At 61.8% G+C, this 26,032-nt stretch carries 27 protein-coding genes and 1 pseudogene; 12 read left to right on the forward strand and 16 right to left on the reverse strand.

Annotated features, from left to right (window positions below):
- Positions 1 to 55: 55 nt before the first annotated feature.
- Entirely contained in the window at positions 56 to 1,300 is a 1,245-nt protein-coding gene (locus tag AB3X95_RS11265; RefSeq protein ID WP_368621353.1) for an NAD(P)/FAD-dependent oxidoreductase, read from the reverse strand.
- Positions 1,301 to 1,397: 97 nt separating this feature from the next.
- Positions 1,398 to 2,186, reverse strand: coding sequence for an ABC transporter substrate-binding protein (locus tag AB3X95_RS11270; protein WP_176111711.1), 789 nt, complete (start codon positions 2,184 to 2,186; stop codon positions 1,398 to 1,400).
- A 239-nt stretch (positions 2,187 to 2,425) separates the two neighbouring features.
- On the opposite strand from AB3X95_RS11270, the gene AB3X95_RS11275 reads away from it, so the two are divergent.
- Both AB3X95_RS11275 and AB3X95_RS11280 read left to right on the forward strand, forming a co-directional pair.
- On the forward strand, positions 2,426 to 3,397 hold the full coding sequence (locus tag AB3X95_RS11275; protein WP_368621354.1) for an ornithine cyclodeaminase family protein: 972 nt from the start codon (positions 2,426 to 2,428) through the stop codon (positions 3,395 to 3,397).
- Between the two features lie 124 nt (positions 3,398 to 3,521).
- Positions 3,522 to 4,241 carry a transcriptional regulator gene (locus AB3X95_RS11280; RefSeq protein WP_368621488.1) on the forward strand — a complete coding sequence of 240 codons (720 nt, stop codon included), beginning with the start codon at positions 3,522 to 3,524 and terminating at the stop codon, positions 4,239 to 4,241.
- Positions 4,242 to 4,943: 702 nt separating this feature from the next.
- Here AB3X95_RS11280 and AB3X95_RS11285 read toward each other — a convergent pair.
- Positions 4,944 to 6,122, reverse strand: coding sequence for a TIGR03118 family protein (locus tag AB3X95_RS11285; protein ID WP_368621355.1), 1,179 nt, complete (start codon positions 6,120 to 6,122; stop codon positions 4,944 to 4,946).
- A gap of 310 nt (positions 6,123 to 6,432) precedes the next feature.
- On the opposite strand from AB3X95_RS11285, the gene AB3X95_RS11290 reads away from it, so the two are divergent.
- The 4 genes from AB3X95_RS11290 (at position 6,433) to AB3X95_RS11305 (ending at position 9,920) form a co-directional block, all read left to right on the forward strand.
- The gene (locus AB3X95_RS11290) at positions 6,433 to 7,173 is read left to right on the forward strand and encodes an ATP-binding cassette domain-containing protein (protein WP_176122759.1); all 741 of its coding nucleotides are present in this window, start codon (positions 6,433 to 6,435) and stop codon (positions 7,171 to 7,173) included.
- A 127-nt stretch (positions 7,174 to 7,300) separates the two neighbouring features.
- A complete protein-coding gene (locus tag AB3X95_RS11295; protein WP_309234956.1) occupies positions 7,301 to 8,224 on the forward strand; it encodes an ABC transporter permease in 924 nt (307 codons plus the stop codon).
- 116 nt (positions 8,225 to 8,340) lie between these two features.
- On the forward strand, positions 8,341 to 9,333 hold the full coding sequence (locus tag AB3X95_RS11300) for a sugar-binding protein (RefSeq protein WP_176122761.1): 993 nt from the start codon (positions 8,341 to 8,343) through the stop codon (positions 9,331 to 9,333).
- A gap of 47 nt (positions 9,334 to 9,380) precedes the next feature.
- On the forward strand, positions 9,381 to 9,920 hold the full coding sequence (locus tag AB3X95_RS11305) for an SRPBCC family protein (RefSeq protein ID WP_368621489.1): 540 nt from the start codon (positions 9,381 to 9,383) through the stop codon (positions 9,918 to 9,920).
- Positions 9,921 to 9,958: 38 nt separating this feature from the next.
- On the opposite strand, the gene AB3X95_RS11310 is transcribed toward AB3X95_RS11305, so the two are convergent.
- Both AB3X95_RS11310 and AB3X95_RS11315 read right to left on the reverse strand, forming a co-directional pair.
- Positions 9,959 to 10,606: a hypothetical protein gene (locus tag AB3X95_RS11310; RefSeq protein ID WP_368621356.1), complete on the reverse strand. Its 648-nt coding sequence runs from the start codon at positions 10,604 to 10,606 to the stop codon at positions 9,959 to 9,961.
- Between the two features lie 179 nt (positions 10,607 to 10,785).
- Positions 10,786 to 11,418 (reverse strand): LysE family translocator, encoded by a 633-nt coding sequence (locus tag AB3X95_RS11315; protein ID WP_176111699.1) that lies wholly within the window; start codon positions 11,416 to 11,418, stop codon positions 10,786 to 10,788.
- Positions 11,419 to 11,652: 234 nt separating this feature from the next.
- Here AB3X95_RS11315 and AB3X95_RS11320 point away from each other — a divergent pair.
- The 3 genes and pseudogenes from AB3X95_RS11320 to AB3X95_RS11330 form a co-directional block, all read left to right on the forward strand.
- Positions 11,653 to 11,778 (forward strand): annotated as a pseudogene (locus AB3X95_RS11320) (LysR family transcriptional regulator); the annotation flags it as partial.
- Positions 11,779 to 12,055: 277 nt separating this feature from the next.
- Entirely contained in the window at positions 12,056 to 12,463 is a 408-nt protein-coding gene (locus AB3X95_RS11325; protein ID WP_184228666.1) for an OsmC family protein, read from the forward strand.
- A 362-nt stretch (positions 12,464 to 12,825) separates the two neighbouring features.
- Entirely contained in the window at positions 12,826 to 13,572 is a 747-nt protein-coding gene (locus AB3X95_RS11330) for a hypothetical protein (RefSeq protein WP_368621357.1), read from the forward strand.
- Positions 13,573 to 13,659: 87 nt separating this feature from the next.
- Here the strand turns inward: AB3X95_RS11330 and AB3X95_RS11335 are convergent, their stop codons facing one another.
- The 3 genes from AB3X95_RS11335 to AB3X95_RS11345 form a co-directional block, all read right to left on the reverse strand.
- Complete coding sequence (locus AB3X95_RS11335; RefSeq protein WP_368621358.1) at positions 13,660 to 14,001, reverse strand: hypothetical protein; 342 nt, start codon at positions 13,999 to 14,001, stop codon at positions 13,660 to 13,662.
- Positions 14,002 to 14,946: 945 nt separating this feature from the next.
- Positions 14,947 to 16,446 carry a trypsin-like peptidase domain-containing protein gene (locus AB3X95_RS11340; RefSeq protein WP_368621359.1) on the reverse strand — a complete coding sequence of 500 codons (1,500 nt, stop codon included), beginning with the start codon at positions 16,444 to 16,446 and terminating at the stop codon, positions 14,947 to 14,949.
- A gap of 282 nt (positions 16,447 to 16,728) precedes the next feature.
- Positions 16,729 to 17,640: a sterol desaturase family protein gene (locus tag AB3X95_RS11345; protein WP_368621360.1), complete on the reverse strand. Its 912-nt coding sequence runs from the start codon at positions 17,638 to 17,640 to the stop codon at positions 16,729 to 16,731.
- 385 nt (positions 17,641 to 18,025) lie between these two features.
- Here AB3X95_RS11345 and AB3X95_RS11350 point away from each other — a divergent pair, with 385 nt between their 5' ends.
- The gene (locus tag AB3X95_RS11350; protein WP_176365537.1) at positions 18,026 to 18,856 is read left to right on the forward strand and encodes a 3-keto-5-aminohexanoate cleavage protein; all 831 of its coding nucleotides are present in this window, start codon (positions 18,026 to 18,028) and stop codon (positions 18,854 to 18,856) included.
- A gap of 204 nt (positions 18,857 to 19,060) precedes the next feature.
- The gene (locus AB3X95_RS11355) at positions 19,061 to 19,969 is read left to right on the forward strand and encodes a LysR family transcriptional regulator (RefSeq protein WP_176365460.1); all 909 of its coding nucleotides are present in this window, start codon (positions 19,061 to 19,063) and stop codon (positions 19,967 to 19,969) included.
- 39 nt (positions 19,970 to 20,008) lie between these two features.
- On the opposite strand, the gene AB3X95_RS11360 is transcribed toward AB3X95_RS11355, so the two are convergent.
- The 4 genes from AB3X95_RS11360 to AB3X95_RS11375 form a co-directional block, all read right to left on the reverse strand.
- Complete coding sequence (locus AB3X95_RS11360) at positions 20,009 to 20,323, reverse strand: four-helix bundle copper-binding protein (protein ID WP_176122768.1); 315 nt, start codon at positions 20,321 to 20,323, stop codon at positions 20,009 to 20,011.
- Positions 20,324 to 20,469: 146 nt separating this feature from the next.
- Positions 20,470 to 20,616 carry a hypothetical protein gene (locus AB3X95_RS11365; protein ID WP_176122769.1) on the reverse strand — a complete coding sequence of 49 codons (147 nt, stop codon included), beginning with the start codon at positions 20,614 to 20,616 and terminating at the stop codon, positions 20,470 to 20,472.
- Between the two features lie 102 nt (positions 20,617 to 20,718).
- Positions 20,719 to 20,979, reverse strand: coding sequence for a hypothetical protein (locus tag AB3X95_RS11370; RefSeq protein ID WP_184228661.1), 261 nt, complete (start codon positions 20,977 to 20,979; stop codon positions 20,719 to 20,721).
- Positions 20,980 to 21,377: 398 nt separating this feature from the next.
- The gene (locus tag AB3X95_RS11375) at positions 21,378 to 23,669 is read right to left on the reverse strand and encodes an FdhF/YdeP family oxidoreductase (RefSeq protein WP_368621361.1); all 2,292 of its coding nucleotides are present in this window, start codon (positions 23,667 to 23,669) and stop codon (positions 21,378 to 21,380) included.
- 168 nt (positions 23,670 to 23,837) lie between these two features.
- Here AB3X95_RS11375 and AB3X95_RS11380 point away from each other — a divergent pair, with 168 nt between their 5' ends.
- Positions 23,838 to 24,263, forward strand: a complete 426-nt coding sequence (locus AB3X95_RS11380) for a CBS domain-containing protein (RefSeq protein WP_176122771.1) — start codon at positions 23,838 to 23,840, stop codon at positions 24,261 to 24,263.
- A gap of 62 nt (positions 24,264 to 24,325) precedes the next feature.
- Here the strand turns inward: AB3X95_RS11380 and AB3X95_RS11385 are convergent, their stop codons facing one another.
- The 4 genes from AB3X95_RS11385 to AB3X95_RS11400 form a co-directional block, all read right to left on the reverse strand.
- Positions 24,326 to 24,568 carry a hypothetical protein gene (locus tag AB3X95_RS11385; RefSeq protein ID WP_176365457.1) on the reverse strand — a complete coding sequence of 81 codons (243 nt, stop codon included), beginning with the start codon at positions 24,566 to 24,568 and terminating at the stop codon, positions 24,326 to 24,328.
- A gap of 55 nt (positions 24,569 to 24,623) precedes the next feature.
- A complete protein-coding gene (locus AB3X95_RS11390; RefSeq protein WP_176365456.1) occupies positions 24,624 to 25,115 on the reverse strand; it encodes an Hsp20/alpha crystallin family protein in 492 nt (163 codons plus the stop codon).
- Between the two features lie 216 nt (positions 25,116 to 25,331).
- The gene (locus AB3X95_RS11395) at positions 25,332 to 25,664 is read right to left on the reverse strand and encodes a non-heme iron oxygenase ferredoxin subunit (RefSeq protein ID WP_176122774.1); all 333 of its coding nucleotides are present in this window, start codon (positions 25,662 to 25,664) and stop codon (positions 25,332 to 25,334) included.
- A gap of 1 nt (position 25,665) precedes the next feature.
- On the reverse strand, positions 25,666 to 26,022 hold the full coding sequence (locus tag AB3X95_RS11400) for an SUF system Fe-S cluster assembly protein (RefSeq protein WP_176122775.1): 357 nt from the start codon (positions 26,020 to 26,022) through the stop codon (positions 25,666 to 25,668).
- Positions 26,023 to 26,032 lie beyond the last annotated feature (10 nt).

Below are 26,032 nucleotides of genomic sequence, written 5' to 3' on the forward strand. Positions count from 1 at the left end.
GTCGGCGTCGCGGATGCATGCCGATATCTCAACGTTTTGCGCCGTCCTGTGCGGACTAACTACGAAACCGTTCAGCGCGAAACGGACGTGCATCCGCACAGGTCGGTGTCCCGGTCATCATCTCCGCCAACAGTCGACCGGTCACGGGACCTAGGGTCAAGCCATGGTGGTTGTGACCGAATGCAAACCACAACCCGCGATGACGCGGCGCGCGCCCAATGACGGGGCGCATGTCGGGTGTGCAAGGACGCAGGCCGAGCCACGGACTCGTGTCGAGCCGCTCACCCAGACCGAAGCTCGGCCTGGCGATTCGCTCCGCGCGTTCGAGCTGGATGCCTGTCGGCCTGGCGTCACGCCGCGCGATCTCGACCCCGGTGGTGAGCCGCAAGCGCCCTTCCATCGGCGCCACCACATAACCCTGCTCCGCGTCGACGAACGGCATCGACAGCATCTGGCGGGTAGGACGGTAGTGCATGTGATAACCGCGCTTCGCGCGCAAAGGAATGCGGTAACCAAGCGGCGCGAAAACGCGGTCAGACCATGAACCGAGCGCTACCACGACTTCTTTTGCACTAATCCGGCCCGACGATGTCTGAACGCTCCACGCGCCCGCTTGCGCCGTTAGCGTGGCGGCGTCGCCGGTGAGCACCGTTCCGCCGCCTGCTTCGAAAAGACTCGCATAACCTTTGGTCAGTGCCCCCGGATTGACGATGCTCTTCGGGTCCTGCCAATGCAACGCGCCACAAAAGCCGTCCGCGAGGCCTGGCTCGCGCGCGGCCAGCGCCGCCGAATCCAGCACCGCGACCCGCAAGCCATAGGTCCTTGCAGTCATTGCGGCGGCCGCCGCCTGCCGCGAAAATTCCGCCGGGGTGCGATAGGCGTCGATCCAGCCGCTGTCGCGAATGAGATGGCCGAGTTGCGCGCGCTCGATGAGCCGATCATGTTCCGCAACGCTTTGCTGGATCAACGGCAACATGTCGCGCGCGGCCGCCATCAATCGCTCGGGCGACGATTCCCACCAGAAGCGCGCCAGCCAGCTCGCAAAGTGCGGCAACGCCCGATAGTCCCAGTACAGGTCGGTCGAACGATTCTTCGCATAGCGCAGCAACGTGCCGAAATCGCGCGGAAAGCCGTACGGAACGACCGACGAGCTTTCAATCAGACCCGCGTTGCCGAAGCTGGTCTCTTCGCCCGGAGCGCGCCGGTCCACCAGTGCCACCCGGCGGCCGCGATCCTGCAACTGCAGTGCGGACGATACGCCGACAATCCCGGCGCCCAGCACTATCACATCGAAATCCATAAACTCGCTTCGCTTTTTCTGTCAGGACTGGACGCCGGGCTGCCGCATTTTGCGCAGCAAGCCGGCGCGAAACCTCTGGCGCCGGCTCGTGGACCCGTTACTTCGCGATGATGTCGTTGTTGAAATACTTCTGCGAAAGACTGCTCAACGTGCCGTCTTTCTTCAGCGCGTCGAGTGCGGCATTGACTTTCGCGACCAGCGCCTTGTCGGCCTTGCGCAAGCCCCAGCCGGTGCCCTCGCCGAGCGTTGCCGGATCGCTGAGCGGCTTGCCGACGATCGCATACTCGTGGCCCGCGGGCTTACCGAGGAAACCGTCCTGCGCAGTTTGCGCTTCCTGAACGGCAGCGTCGAGGCGCCCGCCGAGCAGGTCGGCGTAGACCTGATCCTGGTCCTGGTACGAGACCACCGTTACGCCGGCATTCGCCCAGTGAGCTTTGAGGAAATCCTCCTGCGAGGACCCCTGCAACACGCCCACCCGTTTGCCCTGCAGACTTTTCACGTCGGGCAACAGGCCGGAGCCTCGTCGGGCCACCATCACGATCGGCACGATATAGATCGGCTTCGTGAATTCAATCGATTGCTTGCGCTTGTCCGTGATGTTCATCGCGGAATTGATTACGTCGAATTTGCGGGCTTCCAACGCGGGAATCAGTCCATCGAACGCGTTCTCGACCCACACGCACTTCACGCCCAGCTTCGTGCAGACCGCATTGCCGACGTCGACGTCGAAGCCCTGCAATTGCCCGCTCGGCGACTTGCTTTCGAACGGCGGGTAGGCTGCCTCGATGCCGAAGCGCAAGGTGTCCTGAGCCTGCACGCCGACGGTCCCAAGCGAGCCCACCAACGCAGCGGCGACGATAAGTGAAAGTTGAAGCTTCCGAAACATAAGAGGTCCCCTGGTGTTTGGGCGACGACGATTGAGGGCATGCGCGACGGTTGACCGACCCGCTCCGAGACATCGCATGAGGCATGCTGACGCGCCGGCCTCACACCTGCTCTGGATTGACAGTCTATTCTGGACAGATATAAAAGCCAGCAATTTCAAAAATAAATGTCCAGACTGGACTGTTTGACTTAGAATCGCCTCACCGCCGGAGCACCGGCATCGTTGTGGAGCGCAGTTCAATGGCCCAGTCAGAAAACGCATTGCCCCTGATCGTCGACCAGCAAACCGTCCGCGAGGCGCTACCCCACCTCGACGTGCGCAGCGTGCTGGCGCAGATGTTTCGCGCGCTGGGAAGCCACATGGCAGTGCAACCTCCGCAGACGCTGACTCTTTTCCCGCAGAACGCTGGCGACTTCATCACCTATCTTGGCGTGATGGCGGATGCGAAGGTGTTCGGCGCGAAGCTGTCGCCGTACATCGTCACGCAGGCGAAGCCGATCATTACCGCGTGGACGGCATTGATGTCGATGGAAACGGGGCAACCGCTGATGTGGTGCGATTCAGGCTTGCTGACGATCGAGCGCACCGCCGGAGCGACCGCACTCGCGGTACAGCAACTCGCCGCCGATCATGCGCGCCAGCTCGCGATTGTCGGCGCAGGGGCGGTCGGACGGGCTCATGTGCGGCATCTGGCGTCGACACGGCCATGGCAATCGATCCGGGTGTTTTCTCCCGGGCTTGCGAACGACACCGAAAAACGTGCGCAGCTCGCGGCGCTCGATGAAAGAGCCTCCATCTGTACAAGGATCGAAGACTGTGTCGCCGACGCCGACGTCGTTGCGCTGTGTACCTCGTCCGGCACCCCGGTGCTGCACGAAAACATGCTAGGCAAGCCAGCGCTCATCACGTCTATCAGCACCAACGTGGCGAACGCTCATGAGATTCCGCCCGCATGGCTTGCCGACATGGACGTCTATTGCGACTACCGCCGCACCACCCCAGCCAGCGCGGGCGAGATGAAGCTGGCTTCGCAACATCATGGCTGGCGTCCCGAAGCCGTGCTGGGCGATCTCGCCGAACTCATGTGCGGGGAAGCGACCAAACCGTCCTATCGAAAGCATGCGTTTTTCCGCTCGATCGGGCTGGGTCTTGAAGACGTCGCGATTGCCTATGAACTGTTCAAATATCTGACTGCTCGAGCCGGCATGTAAGTAATCGCCACGATCTTGCCGACGCGCCAGATCGCGCCATGCCGCCGGAGCAATGGCAAAGGCCGTTCGCCGACATGCTGGTCGTCGTACCATCGAGCAGAAGTACCGCATCGCTCGTGGCAAAATGCCGAACATTTCGGACCTTCCATACCGTCGCCCACCCAAGTGGACTTTCAGAAAGCTGCAAGCATCTATCCCTATGCGAAAGCCCAAGACAACGGCCGCACGTCGGCTACTTCTGGATCGCTACAGCCGTGTCGCCGATGGCATTGCGCTGTTGTTTTTCCCGTACGTCGAAATCGTCATTCATGACCTGCAAAGTCAAACGATCGCCTACATCGCCAATAACCTGTCGAAACGCGAACTCGGCGACGACTCCGCGTTGGAAGAGATCGACCATTCCGCGGAGTCCGGTACGGTCGGGCCGTATGAAAAAATCAATTGGGATGGGAGGCGGATGCGGTGCGTCAGCACGGTGTTGTTCGACGATGCCGGTAGCGCTGTCGGCGTGATGTGCGTGAACTACAACATCGCCGTCTTCGAAGACATCAAACATGTGATCGATCGTGTGATCTCCGGCGCCGGCGTCGTGAAGCAGCCCGAAGAGCTGTTCAAGGACGACTGGCAGGAACGCATCAACACGTTCCTTCACACATGGCTCCAGGAACGTCAGTTGGCGCTGAATTCGCTGACTCGCGACCATCGTCGCGAGATCGTCGAAGCGCTGTGGGCCGAAGGGGCGTTCAAGGGGAAGAGCGCTGCCAACTACGTCGCGAATGTGTTGGGGATGGGACGTGCCACCGTCTATCAGCACATTAGAGATTTGCGAGGCACGGCGACCTGATACGGGACAAACAACACCGACATGCACACGATGGCAAGGGCTATGCCCGGTTGCGACAGCGCGTGCCGCACTCTGCTCGTCTGAATTTTCGTCGATAGACTCCTGTGCCGGTGCCTAGTTGCGTGCGCCGTGACCGCCGCTGTGGCCCCCGCCCTGCTCGAACTGGGTACTGCGACCGTGGAACCCATGGTGAAAGCCGTCGCCATGGTCAACGTCGTGGAAGCGGCGGAAATCGCCGCCAAGGAATACACATGGCTGGCCGCGAGACGGGCACCCGGCATAGAACTCACACGGATAAGCCGGATACGCCGCGCACGTGTTGTAATAACCTGGCTCCGCTGCGCAATCTATCGCGCCAAGCAGCAGCACGGCAAACAGAACCTTCCCCTTCATGATGCAAACCTGCCATACCCCGTTCTTTCAGTGCTCAACGCTGCTATTCACAGCCGTCGGCATGATGGCGCCGTCTCCCGATGGCATGTTTTGCGTAACAGGTGGCGCGTTTTGCGTGTCGGGTGCCCCTGTCATGGTCTTTGATCGCCTATCCGCTGCGGCTGCATCGACGCAATGACTGAAGTTTAGACCATTCGATCCAGTGGATAACCAGACCTGTAAGTAAAGCTCAGTCCGGAGGCAGCCGGTCACGTCTGGCGAGTTCCGCGACCGGCTGAGGCGAGGTCCTTCGTCCGAACTTTAATATCGTCAATGGTCGGCGACTCGCTCCCTGGAGCCGCTTGCTGGAGCGATGATCCCGAAAAGTCCATTTGTCTCCTTGTTAGGACCGGCCGAGAAGTACAGCGTGTCCGGGCTCGAATTGCGGCCGCCACCGAGTGTCAGAGTCCACAGCCCGTCGATTGCCAGTGGATTGCCGAACTCATTCTCCAACTGATCGACGAACCCGCCGTCATTGTCGAAGACATTGATTCGACCATCGCCGAAGTTGCCAATGAGAATCTTGCCGCTGAAGCGGCCGAACGCAAACGATGCGCGCGTGATACCCCACGGCGAGTCGAGCGTCCCTCGGCTTGCAAAGCGACGCAGCAGGTGGCCGTCGGTATCGAATACATCGACGAATCCACGACCGCGTCCTGCATCGTCGTCGTGCTTCTCTTTGTTCTGCTTTGCGTAGGTGACGAAAAGATCCCCATCGATGTTCGCGATGCCAAACGGCGCATAGCCGGCTGGGATGTTCGGGTCAACGAAGCCGCCGTCGGTCGTCGCAGGCGTGAACAGGCCGTCTGAACCATTCGGCCCAAAGACATCGATCCGACCCGAACGGAAGTTCGTCGCAAACAGGAATCCGCCTTGCGCATTCACTCCGAAGACGAGCGCCTTGTAGACAGCCCCGTTGGCGGCGGAGGGATTGGACGAGTTATCGACCGCGATCACGGCGTTGTTCGCCGGATTCAATCCACCGGCCCAAGCGGAAATCGTGCCATCTTCAGTTGCGAAGATGAATATGGCCGGGATCTTGGTACCTGGCACGAGAAACGCAGACGAAGGATTCCATACAATCCCGGTTGGCGCCGCGGGCGTGGGATTCGGTGGAGACTTCGGAAGGACGGGATGACAGGCGCCGGCCGGCATCACGTTGCCTGGCAGCGGAATGGCGACCTGCAACGTCGTCACCTTTGTCCCCTCGCCGTCATACAGCGTGGAGCAGCCGGTGGCATTGTCGTTGATCCAGAATGGACTTCCTGCCGGACTAAAGGCAATACCCCAGGCGTTCTGCAAAACACCGTCGACCTTCGGGGCAGCACCTGCCACGTTGGACACGAGCGGTTTAACGACATAGGCATCATCAGCAGCGGCATGCCCGATTGTGAAACCGGCGGCGAGCATAATCACAGCCGCCTTGAGACCACGCGAGATCAGAGACATAGCTACCCTCCTCGGCACTGGCGAGACATCGCCGCAAGCTAAACGACCGCAGGACTTCGAATATTCCCGCTCTACACGAAGAATTCCGAAGCCACGACTTGCCACGACCGGTTGCTTCAGAGTCGACGACGTCGATCTATCTGCATAGTGATGAAGTGAAGCGGGCACGGCAGATGAGCGAGTTCGGCAGGTGGCTAAAGTGCCTTGCTAAAAGCCGCATCGTGCACTAAAAAACATCTACCTACCTCGTACGTCTACTGGCTGCCCAGCCAATGCGGTGGGCGCCTCCACCCAGCGAACGCGACAGTCTATGAGTCTTCTCGAGCTCAGAGGCGTTTCCAGACATTTCGGCGCCATTCAGGCCCTGATCGACGTGACGCTCAGCCTGGAGCCAGGCGAGGTGGTCGGGCTCATGGGCGATAACGGGGCCGGGAAATCGACATTGGTGAAGGTGGTCGCCGGCAACTTTCCGCCTTCGCACGGTGACATTCTCATCGATGGAAATCCCGTGCATTTCAACAAGCCGATCGACGCCCGCACTCGCGGCATCGAGGTCGTCTATCAGGACCTCGCGCTTTGCGACAATCTGACGGCAGCCGCCAACGTCTTCCTTGGCCGCGAACTGCGGATCGGGTTCGGACCTATCCGCGTGCTCGATCACGCGACCATGTATCGGCGTGCGGGTGATCTGTTCAAGCAACTGAAGTCCGAGACGCGCCCGCGCGACCTCGTCAGGCAAATGTCGGGAGGGCAGCGGCAAGCGGTGGCCATCGCCCGCACACGCCTCTCTGAAGCGAGGCTCGTCCTCATGGACGAGCCGACCGCCGCAATCAGCGTCCGCCAGGTCGCCGAGGTGCTTGATCTCATCAAACGCCTGTCCGAACACGGTATCGCCGTCATCCTCATCAGCCACCGCATGCCTGACGTATTCGCCGTCGCCCACCGGGTGGTTGTGATGCGGCGCGGGCGCAAGGTCGCGGACAAGAAGACCGAAGCGTCCTCCCCGGAAGAGGTGACTGGTCTCATCACCGGCGCCATCGCCGCTGCCTGAAACTGCCTTGCCTCGGAGCCCCACATTGAACGACGCGTCGCGAAGGCCCCCCACAATGCCGCCATTGCTCGATGATCCACAGTCCGCGAGGACGCATACTCGCTGGTCGGGACTACTCGCAAGCCAGGTGTTCTGGGTCGTTCTGGCAACGATCGTTGCCTGTATCGCCCTATCGATTGCGACCTCGACCTTCGCGACCTCCGAGAATCTTTTCAACGTTACGCGAAACTTCGCCTTCGTCGCCATCGTGGCGCTGGGAATGATGGCGGTGATCGTCACGGGCGGCATCGACATTTCGGTTGGCTCGACCATCGGCATCAGCGGGATCGTGCTCTCGGTCGTCATGAACGCGGGCTACCCGATCTGGGCCGGCATCGGCATGGGACTACTGACCGCCGGGCTGGTCGGCCTCGTCAACGGCTTGCTGATCGCGTATCTCGGCATGCAGCCTTTCGTCGTGACGCTCGCCATGCTGAGCGTCGGCCGCAGCCTCGCACTCGTGATTTCCCGCAGCCGGACCATTTTCGATTTCGGCCCCGACGGCAGCAAACTCCTCGCGCTCGGCGGCGGCGCGACGCTCGGCGTCGCCAATCCGGTGTGGTTCCTGATCCTGCTTGGGCTGTTGTTCTGGTTCGCGTTCGGTTGGACGCGCTGGGGCCGCTACGTGTTCGCGATCGGCGGCAACCGTCATGCGGCGACTCTCACCGGCGTACCGGTACGCCGCATCGTTTGCAGCGTCTACGTGCTCTGCGGCCTGATGGCGGGCGTCGCGGCGATTCTCGAAGTCGGCTGGCTGGGCGCAGTCACGACAGGCCTCGGCACGGGCGACGAGCTGCGCGTGATCGCGGCCACCGTGGTCGGTGGGACCAATCTGATCGGCGGGGTTGGCAGCGCCTTCGGCACGGTCGTCGGCGCGGCGCTCATCGAAGTCATCCGCAACAGTCTGATCCTGCTCGGCGTCGACGCGTTCTGGCAGGGCACGGTCGTCGGCAGCTTCATTGTCGTCGCGGTGCTCTTCAACCGGCTCGGTGGCGAGCGGCAAGGGGATTGAAGTGTCTCTGGACGCACCGGCCGCTTTCGAGCCGGTGCGCAGGACGCGGGACGCGTTACGAAGACTGTGTAAGCCGACATGGGCACCGTAGACCCGGCGCCCAACAGGAGGAAGCTATGAAAAAACTGTTGATGTGTCTTGCTGCGGCTGGAGGACTCGCGATGCTGGCGTCCCCGGGCTTTGCGGCCGATAAGACCCTTGCGCTGGTCGTCAAGGGTCTCGACAACCCGTACTTCGACCTTATGCATCAGGGATGCGAACGGGCGAACAAGGAACTCAACAAGCAAGGCTACAACTGTTATTACACCGGTCCCGCGACCGCGGCCGACGAGAGCGCGCAAGTGCAGATCATCGACGACCTGCTGACCAAGGGCGTCGCGAGCATGGCGATCTCGCCCGCGAACGCGCCGGCTGTGGCGGAGGTGCTGCGCCGCCGCGGCGGATCGGTCCCGGTCATCACTGCGGATGCCGATCTGCTGCCGAAGGATGCGTCGCTGCGCAAGAGCTATGTCGGCACCGACAACTACGAACTGGGCGCCAAGCTTGGCGAACAGTTGAAGATGCTGATGCCGAAAGGCGGCAACGTCTGCCTCGTGATGGGCAATCCGGCAGCGGAGAACATCAATCAGCGGGCCCAGGGTGCACGCGACGTGCTATCCGGCAAGAAAGGCGTCACCAAGCTCGCTGGCGAGAACGGCTGGCATGAGATCAGTGGCTGTCCGCTCTACGTGAACGACGACGCCGCGAAGGCGAACCAGATGATGCAGGACACGCTGACCGCCAACCCCACGGGTCTCGACGCCTTTCTGCTGGCGGGCGGCTGGCCGCTCTTCGCTCCGCAGGCCTTTTCGCAGGTCGTCGCCCCGATCATGGACAAGATCAAAAACGGCAAATTCGTGATCGTCTCGGCTGACACGCTCGGGCCCGAACTGCAGGCGCTCAAGGACCGCAAGGTGAATGTGCTCGTCGGCCAGCGGCCCGAGGAAATGGGCTACCGCGCCGCGATGGTCATGCGTGACCTCGCGGAAGGGAAGTCCGTGCCTCCGGTCATTCACACGGGACTCGACGTGTGCACGTGGAAGAACGCCGACACTTGCCTGAAGCATTGAAAGCCGGTGACCACGGCGACGACGAAGCCGTACTTCGCGAGTCCCGGATGAAATGGCCATCGAAATGGATGAGCGCGGTCCTGGCAGTCGTCGCGGTCGCTGCACTGCTTGCCGTCCCGTTGCCTCGGCCGGTCAATCTTACGACGAGGATTGCCACCGTGATCTCGATCGAGCGACCCGATACGGTGGTTTTCGACTATGTAACGACACCCGCTCACTGGCCCCGCTGGCACCCATCTTCGCTATCGGTAAGAGGGGCGATCGACCACTCGTTAAACGTTGGTGAACAGGTTGCGGAAGAATTTCGCGTGGCGGGTCGCCGGGGAAGCGTCCTGTGGACCGTCGCCGTACGGGACCGTCCGCGCAAATGGGCGATTGTCGGCACGATAGACGGGAAGCCAGCAGGCACAGTGAGCTACGCTCTGACGCCCGTAGCGTCCGGGACACGATTCGAGCGCGACTTCGTGTACCGCGCACCGACACTGTGGTTTGCGGTGTTAAATGTCTTGTTCGTTCGAACGAGAATCCAGCAAGAATCCGACGAGGCAGTCGCGCGACTGAAGAAAGCATTGGAAACAATGCCGTAGCCCGGATTTTTCCGAATCTTTTGTTCACACACATTGCACTACAGAACCTGGAAGGCGGCGAATGCGCCGCCCGCGAACACTTGCTGCGAGACGATCTGCCAGATGCCGCCCACTCGCACGCCATCATGCACATGTATTGGAGTAGATTCGCGCCAGCGCCCGGCACTGGGTAGCCATTTGGAAAGCCGGGGATGCTCCTCGATCAGGCGCGGTGCGCTTGGCCAGCCCGGTTTGCGCAGATCGTTGATCGAGCGCGCCTTGTACCAGACATTCCATTCATCGAACGACAGCATGATGCGTTTGCTCGAATGCTTGCGCGCCGCCACGCTGTCCGCAACGGCGACGCTCTCCTTGATGAACACATCCATCACGTCGATGTTGCCGAAGAATTCCGCGGTCGAGTCATGACGGTTCTCGAAGTACTTGTGCAAGGAGATGAAGTCGACCTGATCGAAGCAGTGTTCGAGCACGCGATCTTCCCGCGCTCCATAGGTCGGCATGTCATGGGTCGACGAGCCGCACGCCGCGAGTTGAATGGTGGGATCGACCGCGCGCATCAGTTTGGCCGTTTCGAGCGCGACGCGGCTGTACTCGTCGGCGGTCTTGGGCCGCGGCAGCCGAATAGCCGAACAACCATTGGCGGAAGCCGGATTCGTAGATGAACTGGACGAGCGGTCGGGATGCATTGTTCGGTCCGCCGCCGGTCAGCAATTGCGCCTGACCGAACAGCTGGAACTGGAACACCGCTTCGATCACCGCAACCAGCGCGACGGTGCGCCGGATCGACGGCAGCGTGATCGCTCAGGGAAGGTCGAGCGGCGCTGCTCTCCACCTTCCCCCATTCGTGGGCGCGGAACAGGAAAGGTTACCGGCGGGCTTCCGTTGCCATACGGACTGCAAGGCCCGCTAGCACTGTGCCCATCAACCAGCGTTGAAGCGTAATCCACGTCGGGCGGCTCGCGAGAAATCCGGCAATCGAGCCAGCCATCGTCGCAATGGCTGCATTTACGCAGACGCTGATCACGATCTGCGTTGCACCCAGCGCAAGCGATTGATGAAATATGCTGCCGTGCGACGGATCAATGAACTGAGGCAATAGCGACAGGTAAAGCACGGCGATTTTGGGGTTCAGCAGATTGGTGGTGAACCCCATCAGGAACAGTTTGCGACGGCTGTCCACGGGAAGATCGCGGACCTGAAATGGTGAGCGTCCGCCGGGCTTGACTGCTTGCCACGCAAGATAGAGCAGATACATCGCGCCGCCAAAGCGGAGCGCATCGTAGGCGTAGGGTATAGCGAGAACCAGAGCGGTGATGCCGAATGCGGCACACAGCATGTAGAAGACGAAACCAAGGGCGACGCCAGCCAAGGAGATAAGTCCAGCTTGACGACCTTGGCAGATGGAGCGTGAAATCAGATAAACCATATTCGGTCCGGGTGTAAGCACCATGCCGAATGCAACGAGACCGAATGAAAGAAAATGGCTTAGATTGGGCATCGAAAACTCCAAAGTTACGCGTATCGAAGGCGGCGAATTTTCATCCGTGATTTTCCATTAGCTTTGCGGGTTGCCGCCAGCAGATGTTTTGCGAGACTCAAGCGAACGGATGCAGCGCCAGTTCGAGAACCCAGGACGCACGATCGAGCCCAACCACATTCCAGCGAGAGCGGGCACGACAGGCAGCAGCGACAAGCCGATCTGGTCAGTCCTGAACGCGCCACGGGCGAGCATATGAGATTCGATCTCGGGGATCTGCGTCTGTTCGTTTGCGTGGTCGATGCTGGCAGCATTGCAGCCGGGGCCCGACAGGCAAATCTCGCATTGGCGTCGGCAAGCGAGCGGATCAGTAACTTCGAGTCGGATGCCGGTGTCGTTCTGCGTGAAAGAAGCCGCCGTGGGGTAGTGACCACCGAGGCAAGAGAGGCGCTCGCGCACCATGCGCGTCTGATTCTCCAACAACACAGTCTGTTGCAGGGGGAACTACGCGACTTCGGTGCCGGTGAACGTGGTACGTTGCTGCTGTACGCAAATACGGCAGCGCTTACTGGCTTCTTGCCGCACGCAGCCGGCGATATTGAACGCGTCCCCCGCAATCGACCACCGCTGCGGTGGCGCCCAGTTTCGAGGAGTTACCATGCCGCTCGCCACCGCCTCCGCACGGCTCGCCGCCGATGCCCCCAACTATCTCGTGGCCCTCGAAGCCGGCCGCCATGCGCTCGCTGGCGACGAAGGCCCGCACGAAGGCGGTCAGGATCGCGGGCCTGCCCCTTTCGAATTCGTGCTTGCGGGTCTCGCCGCGTGCACGTCCGCGACGCTGCGCATGTACATGCAGCGCAAGGGCTGGCCCGACGGCGCCATCGATGTGACCACGACGCTGCACGCGGACCAGGAGCGCAACCCGTACATTCGTCGCACCGTCAACGTGGATGCGCCGCTCGACGCCACGCAACGGGCTCGACTCGCGGAGATCTGCGAAAAGACGCCCGTCACGCTCTTCATCAAGCGCGGCACGCGCATTGACACCACGATGATGGAGCGGTGAAGAGCGGACGAACGCGTACTGCAGGCTAGTTCCCGTCATTGCTCTCATATGGTCGATGCGCTTCGGCAACTGACGTTTGCCTCTCAGTGTTGCCAGAACAGGGCGGCCGGCTGCATACAGCCATCGGAGGGACATACGCAAGGGATTGATTTAACCCTTCAAGTTCCATCCAATCGTGCCGCGCATGGAACAAGAGCCGCATCGGCGACAATCAAAAAAAAGCGCGTCAATCAATAAGCGCTTGCCTGCGTCAATCAACATCGGCTCATCAACTTCGCCGCGACATTCTCACCTTGCGTGGGGCGCATTTCTCCTTCAGATTGTCGCGCCACACGATCGGGATTACCCGTCGGATAGCCGCTATGACCTTCGTCTCGTGCACGATAGCGCGGCCGAAAACGAGGCGGCGGATTACCTTGACCCGCCCGAGCCCGAACCGCCTCCGCCGTAACCGCCTCCGCCCGAACCGCCTGAGCCGTGACCGCCTCCACCCGGACCGCCTGAGCCGTGACCACCCGCGCCCGAACCGCCTGCACCCGAACTGCCTGCACCGTGACCGCCCGCGCCCGAACTGCCTGCACCCGAGCCGCCTGCGCCCGAACTGCCTGCCCCCGAACTGCCTGCACCGTGACCCCCTGCGCCCGAACCGCCTGCGCCCGAACTGCCTGAACCCGAACTGCCTGAACCCGAACTGCCTGAACCCGAACTGCCCGAACCCGAACTGCCTGAACCCGAACTGCCGGCACCCGAACCGCCTGCACCGTGACCGCCTGCGCCCGAACTGCCGGCACCCGAACTTCCTGCGCTGGAGCCGCCTGAACCCGAACCGCCTGCGCCTGAACCGCCTGCGCCCGAACTGCCTGAACCCGAACTGCCGGCACCCGAACTGCCTGCACCCGAACTGCCTGCACCGTGACCGCCTGCGCCCGAACTGCCGGCACCCGAACTACCTGCGCCGGAGCCGCCTGAACCCGAACCGCCTGCGCCTGAACCGCCTGCGCCCGAGCTGCCTGCACCCGAATTGCCTGCACCGTGACCGCCTGCGCCCGAACTGCCTGCACCCGAGTTGCCTGCACCCGAGTTGCCTGCACCCGAACTGCCCGCACTAGAATTGCCCGCACCCGAACTGCCCGCACTAGAACTGCCCGCACCGTGGCCGCCTGCGCCTGAACTGCCGGCATTCGAGCTGCCGGCACCTAAACCACCGGCACCGGAACCGGCTGCGCCTGCGCCCGAGCTGCCTGCACCTGCACCCGAGCCACCGGCACCTGCACCAGAACCACGTCCGCCCGAACCGGCCGCGCCTGCACCCGAGTTGCCGGCATTCGAACCTCCCGCGCCCAAACCGCCTCCTGCGCGACCGCCTGCAGGCTGCCTTTGAACCAGTTGCAGTGAAGCAGAATTCCGAGAAGGTGCGCCGCGAGTATTCGGAGAAGGTGCACTGCGGTGATCGAGCGAAGCGGAAGACCCGCGTGTGGCGTGCTCAGCACTGCTAGTTGCAGATCCGAGCGCAGGAACTGGCGATGGTCCCGCGACATGATCGGACGAAGACGCTCGTGGCGCCGGCGATTTGGGTCCAGTGATCCCGCTCGCATGCCGCTCGATTGCTCTCACGTCCGGCGCCGAATGGCGGCGAGCTTGTGTAGCGGTATAGCTTGCCTCGTCGGGCCCTCGCGTAACCGACTGCGGCGCAGCACTATCCGGAGTAGCTTTAGCGCCATGATCGGACGGAACGGAAAACGCAGGCGGGGCGAGTTCAGCACTGCCAACCGCGGTTGGGTGAGTGGGAGGCGACGGCGGCAGCGCGACATGCCCGAACCACGTCGTGTGTGGCGCTGGCGAAGTGGTTTCGCTAATTCCGAGCGCCTGATCATCGTCGAACCGATCGATTTGCGCGACCACACCCATGACAGCGACAGCCAACGCGCTTGCCGACCCAGCCCAAAGCGCGAGATGTCGGCCACGCGAAGGCTGTGCGGTATCGATGTCTGCATCCGCGCTACCTGCACCCGAACCCGGAAGCCCGGTCCGCCTGAACATTCCAACACGCTTCGGATCGTTTCGCCTGGTCCTTCCATTCACTACGTTCATCTGCCGTCCCCTTACAGAGAGCTCATCGAAATGAGCCGCGGTTCGGCCTGTTCGCCCACGGTTCCGTCACGGCAATGGGGAGCCGCGAACCAGCTTTTCTATCCCAAGCCTCTGAGCTATGAAAACGCCCGCCATCTTCGTGGCTGATCTGGACTAGTGGCCGGAATCGCCGTCCGGCGCACCTCTGCGCGATCCCTCAAAGTCGGCGGCGACTCATGCAGATGTAGCATTCACTGTGCCTGATAGGTCGCATCCCAATGAAGCTATGAGACGTGGACATAGCATGGACATACACGGCTCAACAGGGTCCGTGCGGGGCGGGGTTGCGGTTTGTGTCGCCTTAATCCCGCTTGCGTTATGAGGCACTTTGCATGCGCATGACGCAGCGACGGTCACCTGAGCGTGACGGAGACAAACCGGCGAGCATTTTGACGCTGGATCAGCACCGATATCGCCTTCTTCGCCTTTTCTTCCACTGCGCTCGCTTGCTCCAGCGATTCGATCAGCTCGCCATTGAACGACAGGACGATATCGCCAGTGCGAATGCCAGCCATCGCCGCAGGTCCAGTCACCTGGTCCACCATCATCCCTTCCGGAAGATCATTCGCCCGCTTCTCGTCGTTGTTCAGCGGATGCATCGTCAAGCCAAGGCGATCCGGTGCGGCGCTTGCACTTTGGGCCGGAGCGGGATTCGACGCTGCGCCAGGGGTTTGCACGGCGCTTGGGGTTGCGCCGGGTGCGCCGATGATGATTTCAATCGTCATCGGCTTTTGGCCGCGGATCAGCGTGAGCGTCGTCTTCGTTCCGGGCTGCAGCCCGGCCGCATACTGCGACAGTTCGGCTGAGCGAGCGATCGTCCTGTCGCCAATCTGCGTGATCACGTCGCCAGGCCTAAGGCCACTCGCGGCGGCCGGCGTACCAGGCGTGACGATGTTGACGAGCGCCCCGGCCGGCCGTTTCAGGCCAATGGCCACCGCCAACCCAGGTCCGACGTCCTGAACCTCTACACCAGCAATGCCCGCCGGGCCATTGCTCTGGGGTTGCAACTGCGCTCGCACCTTATTCGCCGAATTGATCGGAATCGCAAAGGTCAGGCTCGGGTACCGCTCCGCGTCCGGATAAACCTGCACGTCGATGCCGATCACGTCGCCCGCCCGGTCAAACAGAGGACCGCCCGAATTGTCGGGAGTGGCGGCGACCTCGGTCTCGAAAAAGGGAAAACTGCTGCCGTCGGGCAACAGGCGCGACGTGGCGCTAACAATGCCAGTCGTAACGGTGTTCTGGTAACGGTCGGGCGATCCGATCGTCAGCACCTGTTCACCGACGCGCACGCGCGACGAGTCACCAAGCTTGACGGTCGGCAGCGTCGCAGCATCAATCTGAATCACCGCAACGTCGCTATCTGTGTCGACGACGAGCACCTTGCCTTTGAACTCCCGCCGGTCGGTCAGACTGACCGTGACTTCGTCCGCCTGATCCACCACATGCGCGGTGGTCAGAATGAGGCCATCGGGGCTGATGATGAAACCGGAGCCGGTGCCCGTTGTCACGCGAGCAATATTGCGTTGCGGCTCCGGGGATTGCGGCGCGACGCCGCTGAAAAACGCGGCAATCGGATCGTGGGGGCCGATGTCCTCAGGGGGCGGCGCCGATGTTTGCTTCTCTGGAGCCGTTGCGCGGATATGGACGACAGCGGGCCCGTATCGCTCGACCATGGTGGGGAAGTCAGATGGCGTCGTGGCATTGGCCGGTGCAACCAACTTCCCCTCGGCGGCCTTGGGTGAGGCGTTGCCGGCGGCGAGCGCAGTTGGCAAGAGGCACGGACAGCCGCCCAGAAGCCCAGCTACCACCGCAGCATGGAGCAAGGTGCGATTCAAGGTCCGGCGGAACACGGCGCCTCCGAGGCGGTCGTCATCGCAGCGTATCGAAGTCTGAAGCGACCAAGGCTAACAGCGATGGCGAACAGGACAGACGCTGATGAAATAATTCTATGCCTCTGGCGGCGCTCCGGTGTGACACGGCTCACCACGAAAGCAAAATCACCCAGCTCTGGCGCGCCAGAATATAGCGTATGACGTGGATGACCGAGACAGCTCGATACAATCCAGACCAGCTACGGATTTCGCGAGTCGCTTGACCACGGACCGGTGCAATTTCGTACTTCCTGACTAAGCTCAGCCGTTGACCGTTCCCGCCGCGCCGGGTTGTTTGCTCTTGCGGCGCAGCTCTTCGGTCGTTTCGCCTCCGCCGTGCGGCAGCCAGCCCGGCGGCTGGATCACGTGATTGATCGCGATCCACGGGCTCTTCGCGTTGACCATATCGCGAATCAGCGTGGCCCAGTGCTCGAACTCGACGACGAGCGGGTTGCGCGACGTGGTCGGCGTCACGAGACCGTAGCGACACGGTTCGTCAGCGCGTTCTTCCACGTAGGTGCCGAACAGCCGGTCAAAGATGATCAGCACGCCACCATAGTTCGCGTCCAGATAATCGACGTTCGATGCATGGTGCACTCGGTGGTGTGACGGCGTATTGAACAGATATTCGAACCAGCCCAGCTTGGGAATGTAGGTGGTATGCAACCAGCCCTGGTACATGAGATTGAGGAACAACGTGAGCAGCACGACCTCGGGCTTGATCCCCAGCCATACGAGCGGCGCGAAGAACAGCGTCGAGCCAGTCAGTTTGCCGGTCAGGCCGAGACGATAGGCCGTTGAAAGCGTCAACTGGTTCGGCGAATGGTGCACGGCATGCGTGGCCCAGAAGAAGCGCACGCGATGCGACGCACGGTGATACCAGTAGTAGCAGAACTCCATTCCGATGAAAAGCGCGAACACCATGAGCGCGCTATTGATGCCGACCGTAAAGATGCGATGGTCGTAGACGAAGCTGAAAACTGGCGTCGCGACCGAGATCGGCAGCAGCGACATCAGCCTGCGCGCGGCCAGGTCGAACAGTGAGATCCATACCTCATACCAGGCAAATGGTGAGGACGCACTCTTTCTGCGGCTCAGCACGACTGCTTCGATCAGCGAAACGACAACGATGACGCCGGTGACGACAAGAAGAAGTTTTGTGAAGGATTCCATGACGATGCCATATCGGGTGGTGGCGGGAGGTATCGTCTGCGGTGGTGAGGGGTCAGTGCATCGCATCGATACGCGCACTTTAGACAGGGTTCGCATGACTGGCTACGCAAAAGGTATTTCACCGTGTGTCATGGGATCACTATTCACGGGTCGCGGCGAACAAGGCGATGTGCCGCCGCTTCGCCCTCGTTGACTTCGAGAGCATCCGACCGAATTATTTCAACAAACTTACATCGTGACTGCGCGATTATCGGCAATACGGCACGCGTAGCCTTCCCGAATCTTTTATTCACAGACGCGAACCTGTCCCCTTCCCCGGCAATATAAGTTGCACCCTTTTGAACTAGACTTGGAAAATGGAAAATCGGGAACGGGAGTGTTAGCCATGAGTGAACCGTGCATCATCTCTGTTGCGATCACTGGCTCAGTTCCGCGCAAGAAGGACAACCCGGCTGTGCCGATCACGATCTCCGAGCAGATCGAAAGCACCCAGGAAGCGTACGAAGCCGGGGCATCCCTCGTTCATCTGCACGTGCGCGACGAACAGGAGAACTCGAGTTCCGACCGATCGAGTTTCGCCGCGCTTCAGGACGGCATCCGGAAGCACTGCCCTGACATCATCATTCAGTTTTCGACAGGCGGTCGCGGCCGTTCGTTCGAGCAACGCGGCGCGATGCTCGACCTGCGCCCGGATATGGCGTCGCTCGCAACGGGCTCCGTCAATTTCCCGACTACCGTCTATGAAAATCCGCCGGACTTCGTGCGCGCGCTTGCGCAAACGATGCTCGACTACGATGTCAAACCGGAAATCGAAGTCTTCGATCTGGCGATGTTGTACAGCACGGCAGATCTCGTCCAGCAGGGGCTGCTGAAGTCTCCTGTGCACGTTCAGTTCGTGATGGGTGTAAAGAACGCGCTGCCTGCGCGCCGTGAGATTCTCGAGTTCGAGGTCCAGCAACTCAAGACGCTATTGCCGGATGCAACATGGACTGCCGCTGGTATCGGACGGCATCAGTTGGAGGTCAATCATTGGACTCTTGAAATGGGCGGGCACTGCCGCACCGGTCTCGAAGACAATGTGCGCTGGGACAAGGACACGCTGGCAAAGAGCAACGCGCAACTCGTTGCACGGGTGGCCGCTTTGTGTGATGAATACGGCCGGCCGGTGGCAAGTGCGGCCAAAGCGCGCGAAATTCTCGATCTTCCCGCGAGATAGGCCGACTGGGCGGGCCACTCGCTCCCGTCCGGCGTCCGAGTAAGGGGACGCCTGAATGCGCTACTCAACCCGACCGGGGCTCCGAGCCGTAGGTATTCGCTCAATGCTCCCGGCGTCGGCTGTCGCTACCTTTCCAGGTTTGGCAGCCCGACCGCATAATCGCGCTACGATACGCGTCGCACCTTGTCGAATCTCATACCCCTCATGCTCGAACGCTTTCATCTCACCCTGATCCGCGAAGTGGACCGGCAGGGCTCGCTCACGGCAGCAGCCGGAGCGCTGCATCTGACGCAATCAGCGTTGAGCCATACCGTCAGGAAGCTCGAGCAGCAGCTCGGCACGCCGGTCTGGGACCGTGACGGCCGCAACCTGCGCCTCACCCAGGCGGGCCAGTATCTGCTGTCGCTCGCCGATCGGCTGCTGCCGCAGTTCGAGCACGCCGAAGCGCGCATGAAGCAATACGCGAACGGCGAGCGCGGCACACTGCGCATCGGCATGGAATGTCATCCGTGTTACCAGTGGCTGCTGAAGGTCGTGTCGCCGTACCTCGCGCGCTGGCCCGATGTCGATGTCGACGTCAAGCAGCGCTTCCAGTTCGGCGGCATCGGCGCGCTGTTCGGCTACGACATCGACGTGCTCGTCACGCCTGATCCGCTGAAGCGGCCCGGCCTCAGCTTCGAACCCGTGTTCGACTACGAGCAGGTGCTGGTGGTGGCCGACGGGCATCGGCTGGCCAACGCGCGTTACGTGGAGCCCGAACAGCTCGTCGATGAAACGCTGATCACCTATCCGGTCGACACCGACCGCCTCGACATCTACAACCTGTTCCTGCGCCCCGCCGACGTCGCCCCGCGCCGTCACAAGACGATCGAGACCACCGACATCATGCTGCAGATGGTCGCAAGCAAGCGCGGCGTGGCCGCGCTGCCGCGCTGGCTCGCCGAGGAATACGCCGACCGTATGCCGGTGGTCAGCGTGAAGCTCGGCAAGACCGGTATCGCCAAGCAGATTTTTCTCGGCACGCGCGATGCGGATGCGTCGCTCGACTATCTGGCTTCGTTCGTCGAGTTGGCACGCAAGTCGAACTGGAAGGGCTCGAAGCCGCGGCGCTAAAGCTTGCATGTCGCGGGTCACACGCGGACCCGCGTTCCGTCATAGCGCGCGGCACGCTTCCGCGCAACGGCGACACGCATCGCTGCAATCCTGGCAATGCTGCGCCGGATGACGCGCGCATTCGTCGGCGCAGACATCGCACAGGCGCGCGCAGAGGTCGCAGAAATCGCGCATGAACTGCGTGTCGCGCGCGAGGGCCTCCGAAGTCAAGCGGCACAGCGACGCGCAATCCATGTCGAGCCGGATGCATTTTTCCATTTCATCGAGATGCCGCTCAGCGATGCACGCGGAGTAACACCGGGTACAGGCGCTCGCGCAACGGTCGAGCGCGTCGATACAGTCCTGGGGGGTCATTGCGGTTCCTTGGCAGCCTCGTCGCGCAGTAGAACAGCAATCACCATGCCGTCTCGCGGTCACACCGTGCGACGCGTGAGCATCGTGCGTAGTTCGCCGATCGCGCGTGCCGGATTGATGGTGCGGCAAGTCCGCGGCTGCGCGCGTCAACCGTCCTCGCCCACTTCCTGCGGCTCGGGCAGATCGGGGAGGTCTTCGGTGGTTGGCGGCTCCGGTTCGCCCGGCATGTTCGGCAGGTCCGTGTCGTCGTCGTTGGCGGGCGTCTGTTGCACGGAATGCTGCGTTGCGCTCATGGTCTGCTCCTTCAGGTTTCGTTCGATATGCCTGTCAGTGAGCATGCGGCAGACCCGCGACGCACCACAATCGGCCAGGGACGCCGATGCGGCGCATGTGCGTCATGGGATCGGCATCGGGCGATTGGTTGCCGCTCTGTCCCGAGCGCCGTTTTCGAGTGTCAGCAGGCGGCCTATGAGCTCGCCCTTGAGCTGATGCAGCAGCGACAACTCCCGGCGAGTCGTGTCGAGCGCATCGCGCAGCAGGGGCTCGTCGCTCCGGGCGAGGCTTCCTTCCATTTTGGCCAGCGCGGATGTTCGCACCCTGATCTCGGTGCTTACGTTGATCATTTCCGCCAGCACATCTTCAATCCGTTCCGTCATCGTCTCCCCCAACCTTCGGGTTATTTACCTTCACATTCGACGCGTAAGCCTCCTTCGAGCGGTGCTCCGTGAAAAAAGGCGATCACCCGACATTGCGACGTGATCGCCATTAAGCGTTTCTGGAGAAACGCTGTCCCCGAATCCGTAGGGGACGTCGCAGTATACGAACACTATGTGGCGTCGTGCCATGTCCTTAAGTGTCGGGTAACGGACAATCTGCGTGCCCCGACACCCGTCCGCAACTCATGAGTTATCAACACCCGATGCGTATGTCCGCGCGCCGCTGGCGCGACTATCATGAAGGTGGGCACGCGCTTATCATGCCCTTCACGCGCTGCCCGGGTGTAATTCAGCGGCCGGCACAGGTAACGATGCCGGCCTTTTTGTGTCAGCGCCGTTCACCGCGTGGCCGCCAGCACGCGCACTGGAATCGATTTCGCCCCCGGCACCTTGCTCTCTTTCGCGTAGTGCCACAGCGGCAGCAGCGGATTGCATTCCGGGTAATAGCCGCCGATGCATCCCTGCGGCACATCGAACGGCACGACGCTCAGCCCGTCGACGCGGCGCTCGACGCCGTCGTCCGCGATCGTCTCGAGGCCGATGCGGTCACCGTGCGCGAGCCCGCGCTTCTCCATGTCGGCGGGATTCATCAGAATCACCATGCGCGAACCCTTGATGCCTCTGAAGCGGTCGTCGAGGCCATAAATGGTCGTGTTGAACTGGCTGTCGCTGCGCAGAGTCATCAAGCGCAGCGAATCGGGCTCACGCTCGGGCATGTCCGGATCTTCCCCGATCGAAGTCGGCACCATGAACTCGGCCTTGCCGCTTTTGGTCTTCCACTTGCGCTCGCGCGCGGGCAGCGGCCGTATCACGCCGCCGGGTGTCCACATGCGTGACTCGAAATCACCGAACATCTCGGGCCACGTCTTCGCCATTTCCAGCCGTACCCGCGAATAGTCGTCGCGCCACGCATCCCAGTCGACGCTCGAGCGCTCGCCGAGGGTCGCCTTCGCGATGCCCGCGACGATGAACGGCTCGGAGCGGATCGTCGGCGCGGCCGGTTCGGCCATGCCATGCGAACCATGAAAGTGCGCCGTGCTGTCTTCCATCGATACCGCTTGCGCGCCGCCCGCCTGCCGGTCGATCTCGATGCGGCTCAGGCACGGCAGCAGATACGAGCGCTGGCCGTGCACCAGGTGGCTGCGATTGAGCTTGGTCGCCACATTGACGGTCAGCCCGAGCGCGGCCCACGCCGGTTCGGTGCGCACCCGGTCGGGCACCGAGCGCACGAGATTGCCGCCGAGGTTGATCATCGCCTTGACCTTGCCATCGAGCATCGCCTCGAAGGCTTCGACGATGTTCATGCCTTTCTCGCGCGGCGGCTCGAACGAAAACTGCCTGGCCAATTGATCGAGCGGCGCGAGTTCCGGCTTTTCGGTGATGCCGACCGTGCGCTGACCCTGCACGTTCGAATGACCGCGCACCGGCGACGGCCCCGCGCCCGGCTTGCCGACATTGCCGCGCAGCAGCAGCAGATTGCATAGCATGCGCACGTTTTGCACGCCCATCCGATGCTGCGTGAGACCCATGCCATAGTGGATCATCACCGCGTTCGCCTTCATGTATTCGTCGGCGGCCGCTTCGAGCGCGGCGCGCGGCAAGCCGCTCACGCGTTCGATGTCGTCCCAGCTCGCCGCGCGCGCGTACTGCGCGAACTGCTCGTAGCCGTTCGTATGCTCGCGGATGAAATCGACATCGACGACGCGCGCGCCGCCCGTACTGACCGCGCGATCGTCCGCTTCGATCACGAGTTTGCAGATGCCGAGGATCGCGGCGGTATCGCCACCCGTCTTCACCTGATGGTATTGCGTGCTGATCTGCGTATCGGTGGGTGTGAGCATGTCGACCGGTGACTGCGGATTTGCGAAATGCAGCAGCCCCGGTTCGCGCAAAGGATTGAACGTGATGATCGGCACGCCGCGTTTGCGCGCGTCCTGCAACTGATGCAGCATGCGCGGGCTATTCGTACCGACGTTCTGGCCGAAGAAGAACATCAGGTCGGTCTTCTCGAAGTCGTCGAGCGAGACCGTGCCGACGCCAACGCCAATCGCTTCCTTGAGCCCGACGCTGGTGCTCTCGTGGCACATGTTCGAGCTGTCGGGCAGATTGTTGGTGCCGTACATGCGCGCGAAAAGCTGCAGCATGTACGAGGTTTCCAGCGATGCGCGGCCCGACGTGTAGAACACCACGCTGGCGGGGTCGAGCGTGCGCAGCTCGGCGCCGATCGCATCGAATGCCTGCTGCCACGACACCGGCACGTAGCGGTCGGTAGCCGGGTCGTAGCGCAGCGGCTCGGTGAGCCGCCCCGCTTCCTCGAGATCGTGATCGTGCCACTTCGCAAGCTCGCTGACAGTGTGGACCTCGAAGAAATCCGGCGTTACGCGTTTGGCCGTCAGATCCCACGCAGTAGCTTTCGCGCCGCTTTCGCAGAACTCGAACGTATGCGGATCGGCCGGCTTCGCCCACGAGCAGCTGACACACATGAAACCGTCGGGCTTGTTCTGATGCATCAGAACCTGGCTATCCTTCAGCGGTGCTTTTTCCCGAAGCAGGATCGTCGCGACCGCCTTGACGGAACCCCATCCACCCGATGCGTAGGGATATGCAGCGCTTTTGGCTTCATTGCTCATGAGTGCACCCGTCTGGTCAAAAATGTCACGTCATGATGGGTTAGCACGTCACGTTCCTGGCTGCGGCGTCGGGGGGTACGGTGATTGCTGCGCCGCTGATTGCGGTGATGAAAGACCGGTTCGACAGGCTGTCGCCAGACAGCATCGGCCCACTGGAAGGAGAAGATCATGACAACGGTTGCAGAAGTGATGACACGCAATCCAGCGTCCATCGGACCCCGCCTGACCATACGAGAAGCTGCACAATTGATGACTGAACTGAACGTCGGCGTGCTACCCGTTTGCGAGGACGGGGAGGTGGTGGGCATGCTGACTGACCGGGATATCGTGACGCGCGCGGTAGCGCTAGGAGCGTCGCCCGAGGAAACGATAGAAGGGATCGTCAGCGGTGAACCGAGCTGCTGCTACGAAGACGACGACGTCCAGGCCGTCATGGACAGGATGGCGGACGCGCAAGTCCGCCGGATTCCGGTCGTCGATCAAAGCGATCACCTGATCGGAATCCTTTCCCTCGGGGACCTTGCCACCCGCTCCGACGACGAAATTTCTTCCACGCTGGGAGCGATTTCCACGCCTTGCGAACCGGAGCGCTAAAGCAGCTATACGCGCCGTGAATTCAACAGCCAGGCATTCGACGGGTGCCGGCGTCGCCTGATCTATCCGCGGCGTACGTAGTGATCGGATACAACGTGGCGCCCGTCGATCCATGCAATCGCGAGTTCCGTCGCCTGGACGTGGGCGTCGTTCGGCTCCGCGAAATCGCCGTCGACGCCCAACGTCCGCGTTTCGCCTGTCGGGTCGGTCACGATGGCTGCTGCCCTATAGCGATCGCTGTCCGCGGGAGTAACGACTGATCGGATCAGCAAACCGCGGTACTTGGTAACTTGATCGGTTTTCATAGAGCCTCCGCCGAATACTGTCGCGCGGGCCGCGGATGCGGCCCGTATGCTGCGATCAGCCATTAACCGGAATACGCCGCACATGGCTCTGCGCGTCGGGTCGTTTTGCAACAGTTACTGTGAGCACGCCATTGCGAAAGTCGGCCGTGACCTTGTCAGGGTCTGCATCCGGACTGAGCTGTACGGAGCGCTGGAAAGTGCCCTGCCAACGCTCGCTATACACCGCGCCGGCCGACGATCCCTTCTTTTCACCGCGGATGGTGAGAACGTCCTTGTTCAGTGACACATCGACGTCCTTCTGTTCCAGCCCAGGCAGTTCAGCTACGACCTTGATCTCCTTGTCGGTTTCGCTGAGTTCGATGTTCGGCCAGCCAAAAGACGGCCCAAACGATGAGCCGAGACGCGCCGGCAGCTCAAATCCCCGGAAAAAGTCGTCGAACAGACGGTTCATTTCGCGATGCAGCGCGAACATGGGGTGATCGTCGCGTTGATGAGCGCTCGGAAGATTGCTGTCGCGATTCCACGGAATAAGGTTTCTGAAGTCCATCTTTCACCTCCGTCACTAGCAGGCGAGCGAGCCACGGCATGCCGCCTGTCCGTGCTCCTTGCCTATACGCACGAATAATCGAAAACGGACCCGCGGCATTGGCCCGGCCCACACGGTTGACGTAGCAAACTGCATATGCCGACAATCTGACGCGGCCTCGCCCGGCCTCGAGTTCAGCAACGCTCATACCCGGGCAAGCGCTATTGCTGAATGCTTTCACGAAGCGCTGTCCTCCTCGCGCGCGTCGCGCACCTGCAGGACTCCAGCCTCGATGCGCACCGGAAACACCGCCACGTCTTCGTAGGCCGGCGGAGCCAGCACCTTGCCGGTCCTGATACAAAAACGGGCGCCATGGCGAGGACACACCACCTCGTCATCCTCGACGGCACCGCCCGTCAGGATGCCGCCGTCGTGCGGACAGGTATCTTCGATCGCGTAGCAGACGCCGTCGAGATTGAACACCGCTACCTGTGTGCCGTCCACGTCGACGCTGCGCACCGAACCAGGCGGGAAATCCGTCATCGCCGCGACATCGACCCAGTTTGTCATGTCAAAGCATTCCCAATTGCAGACGGGCGGCTTCCGACATCCGCTCTTTCGTCCACGGCGGTTCCCACACCAGCTCGACTCGTACCGTATTGACGCCTGCCACCGAATAGACGACATCTTCGATCGTCGCCGGAAAGCTTTGCGAGACCGGACAGCCCGGCGCCGTTAGCGTCATGCGTATGGACACGTTGCCCGTATCGCCGTCGACGTCGAGGCCGTACACCAACCCCAGATCGTAGATGTTCACGGGAATCTCCGGGTCGAACACCGTACGCAGCGCGTCGATCACACGCGAGCGCAGGTCGCCGTCGCCGGGCTCCGGCCCATCTGCCCGTTTCAGCCAGTCGAATGCGCTCATCCTGTTCACC

Source organism: Paraburkholderia sp. BR13444 (assembly GCF_040948755.1).
GTDB classification, from domain to species: Bacteria; Pseudomonadota; Gammaproteobacteria; order Burkholderiales; family Burkholderiaceae; genus Paraburkholderia; species Paraburkholderia youngii.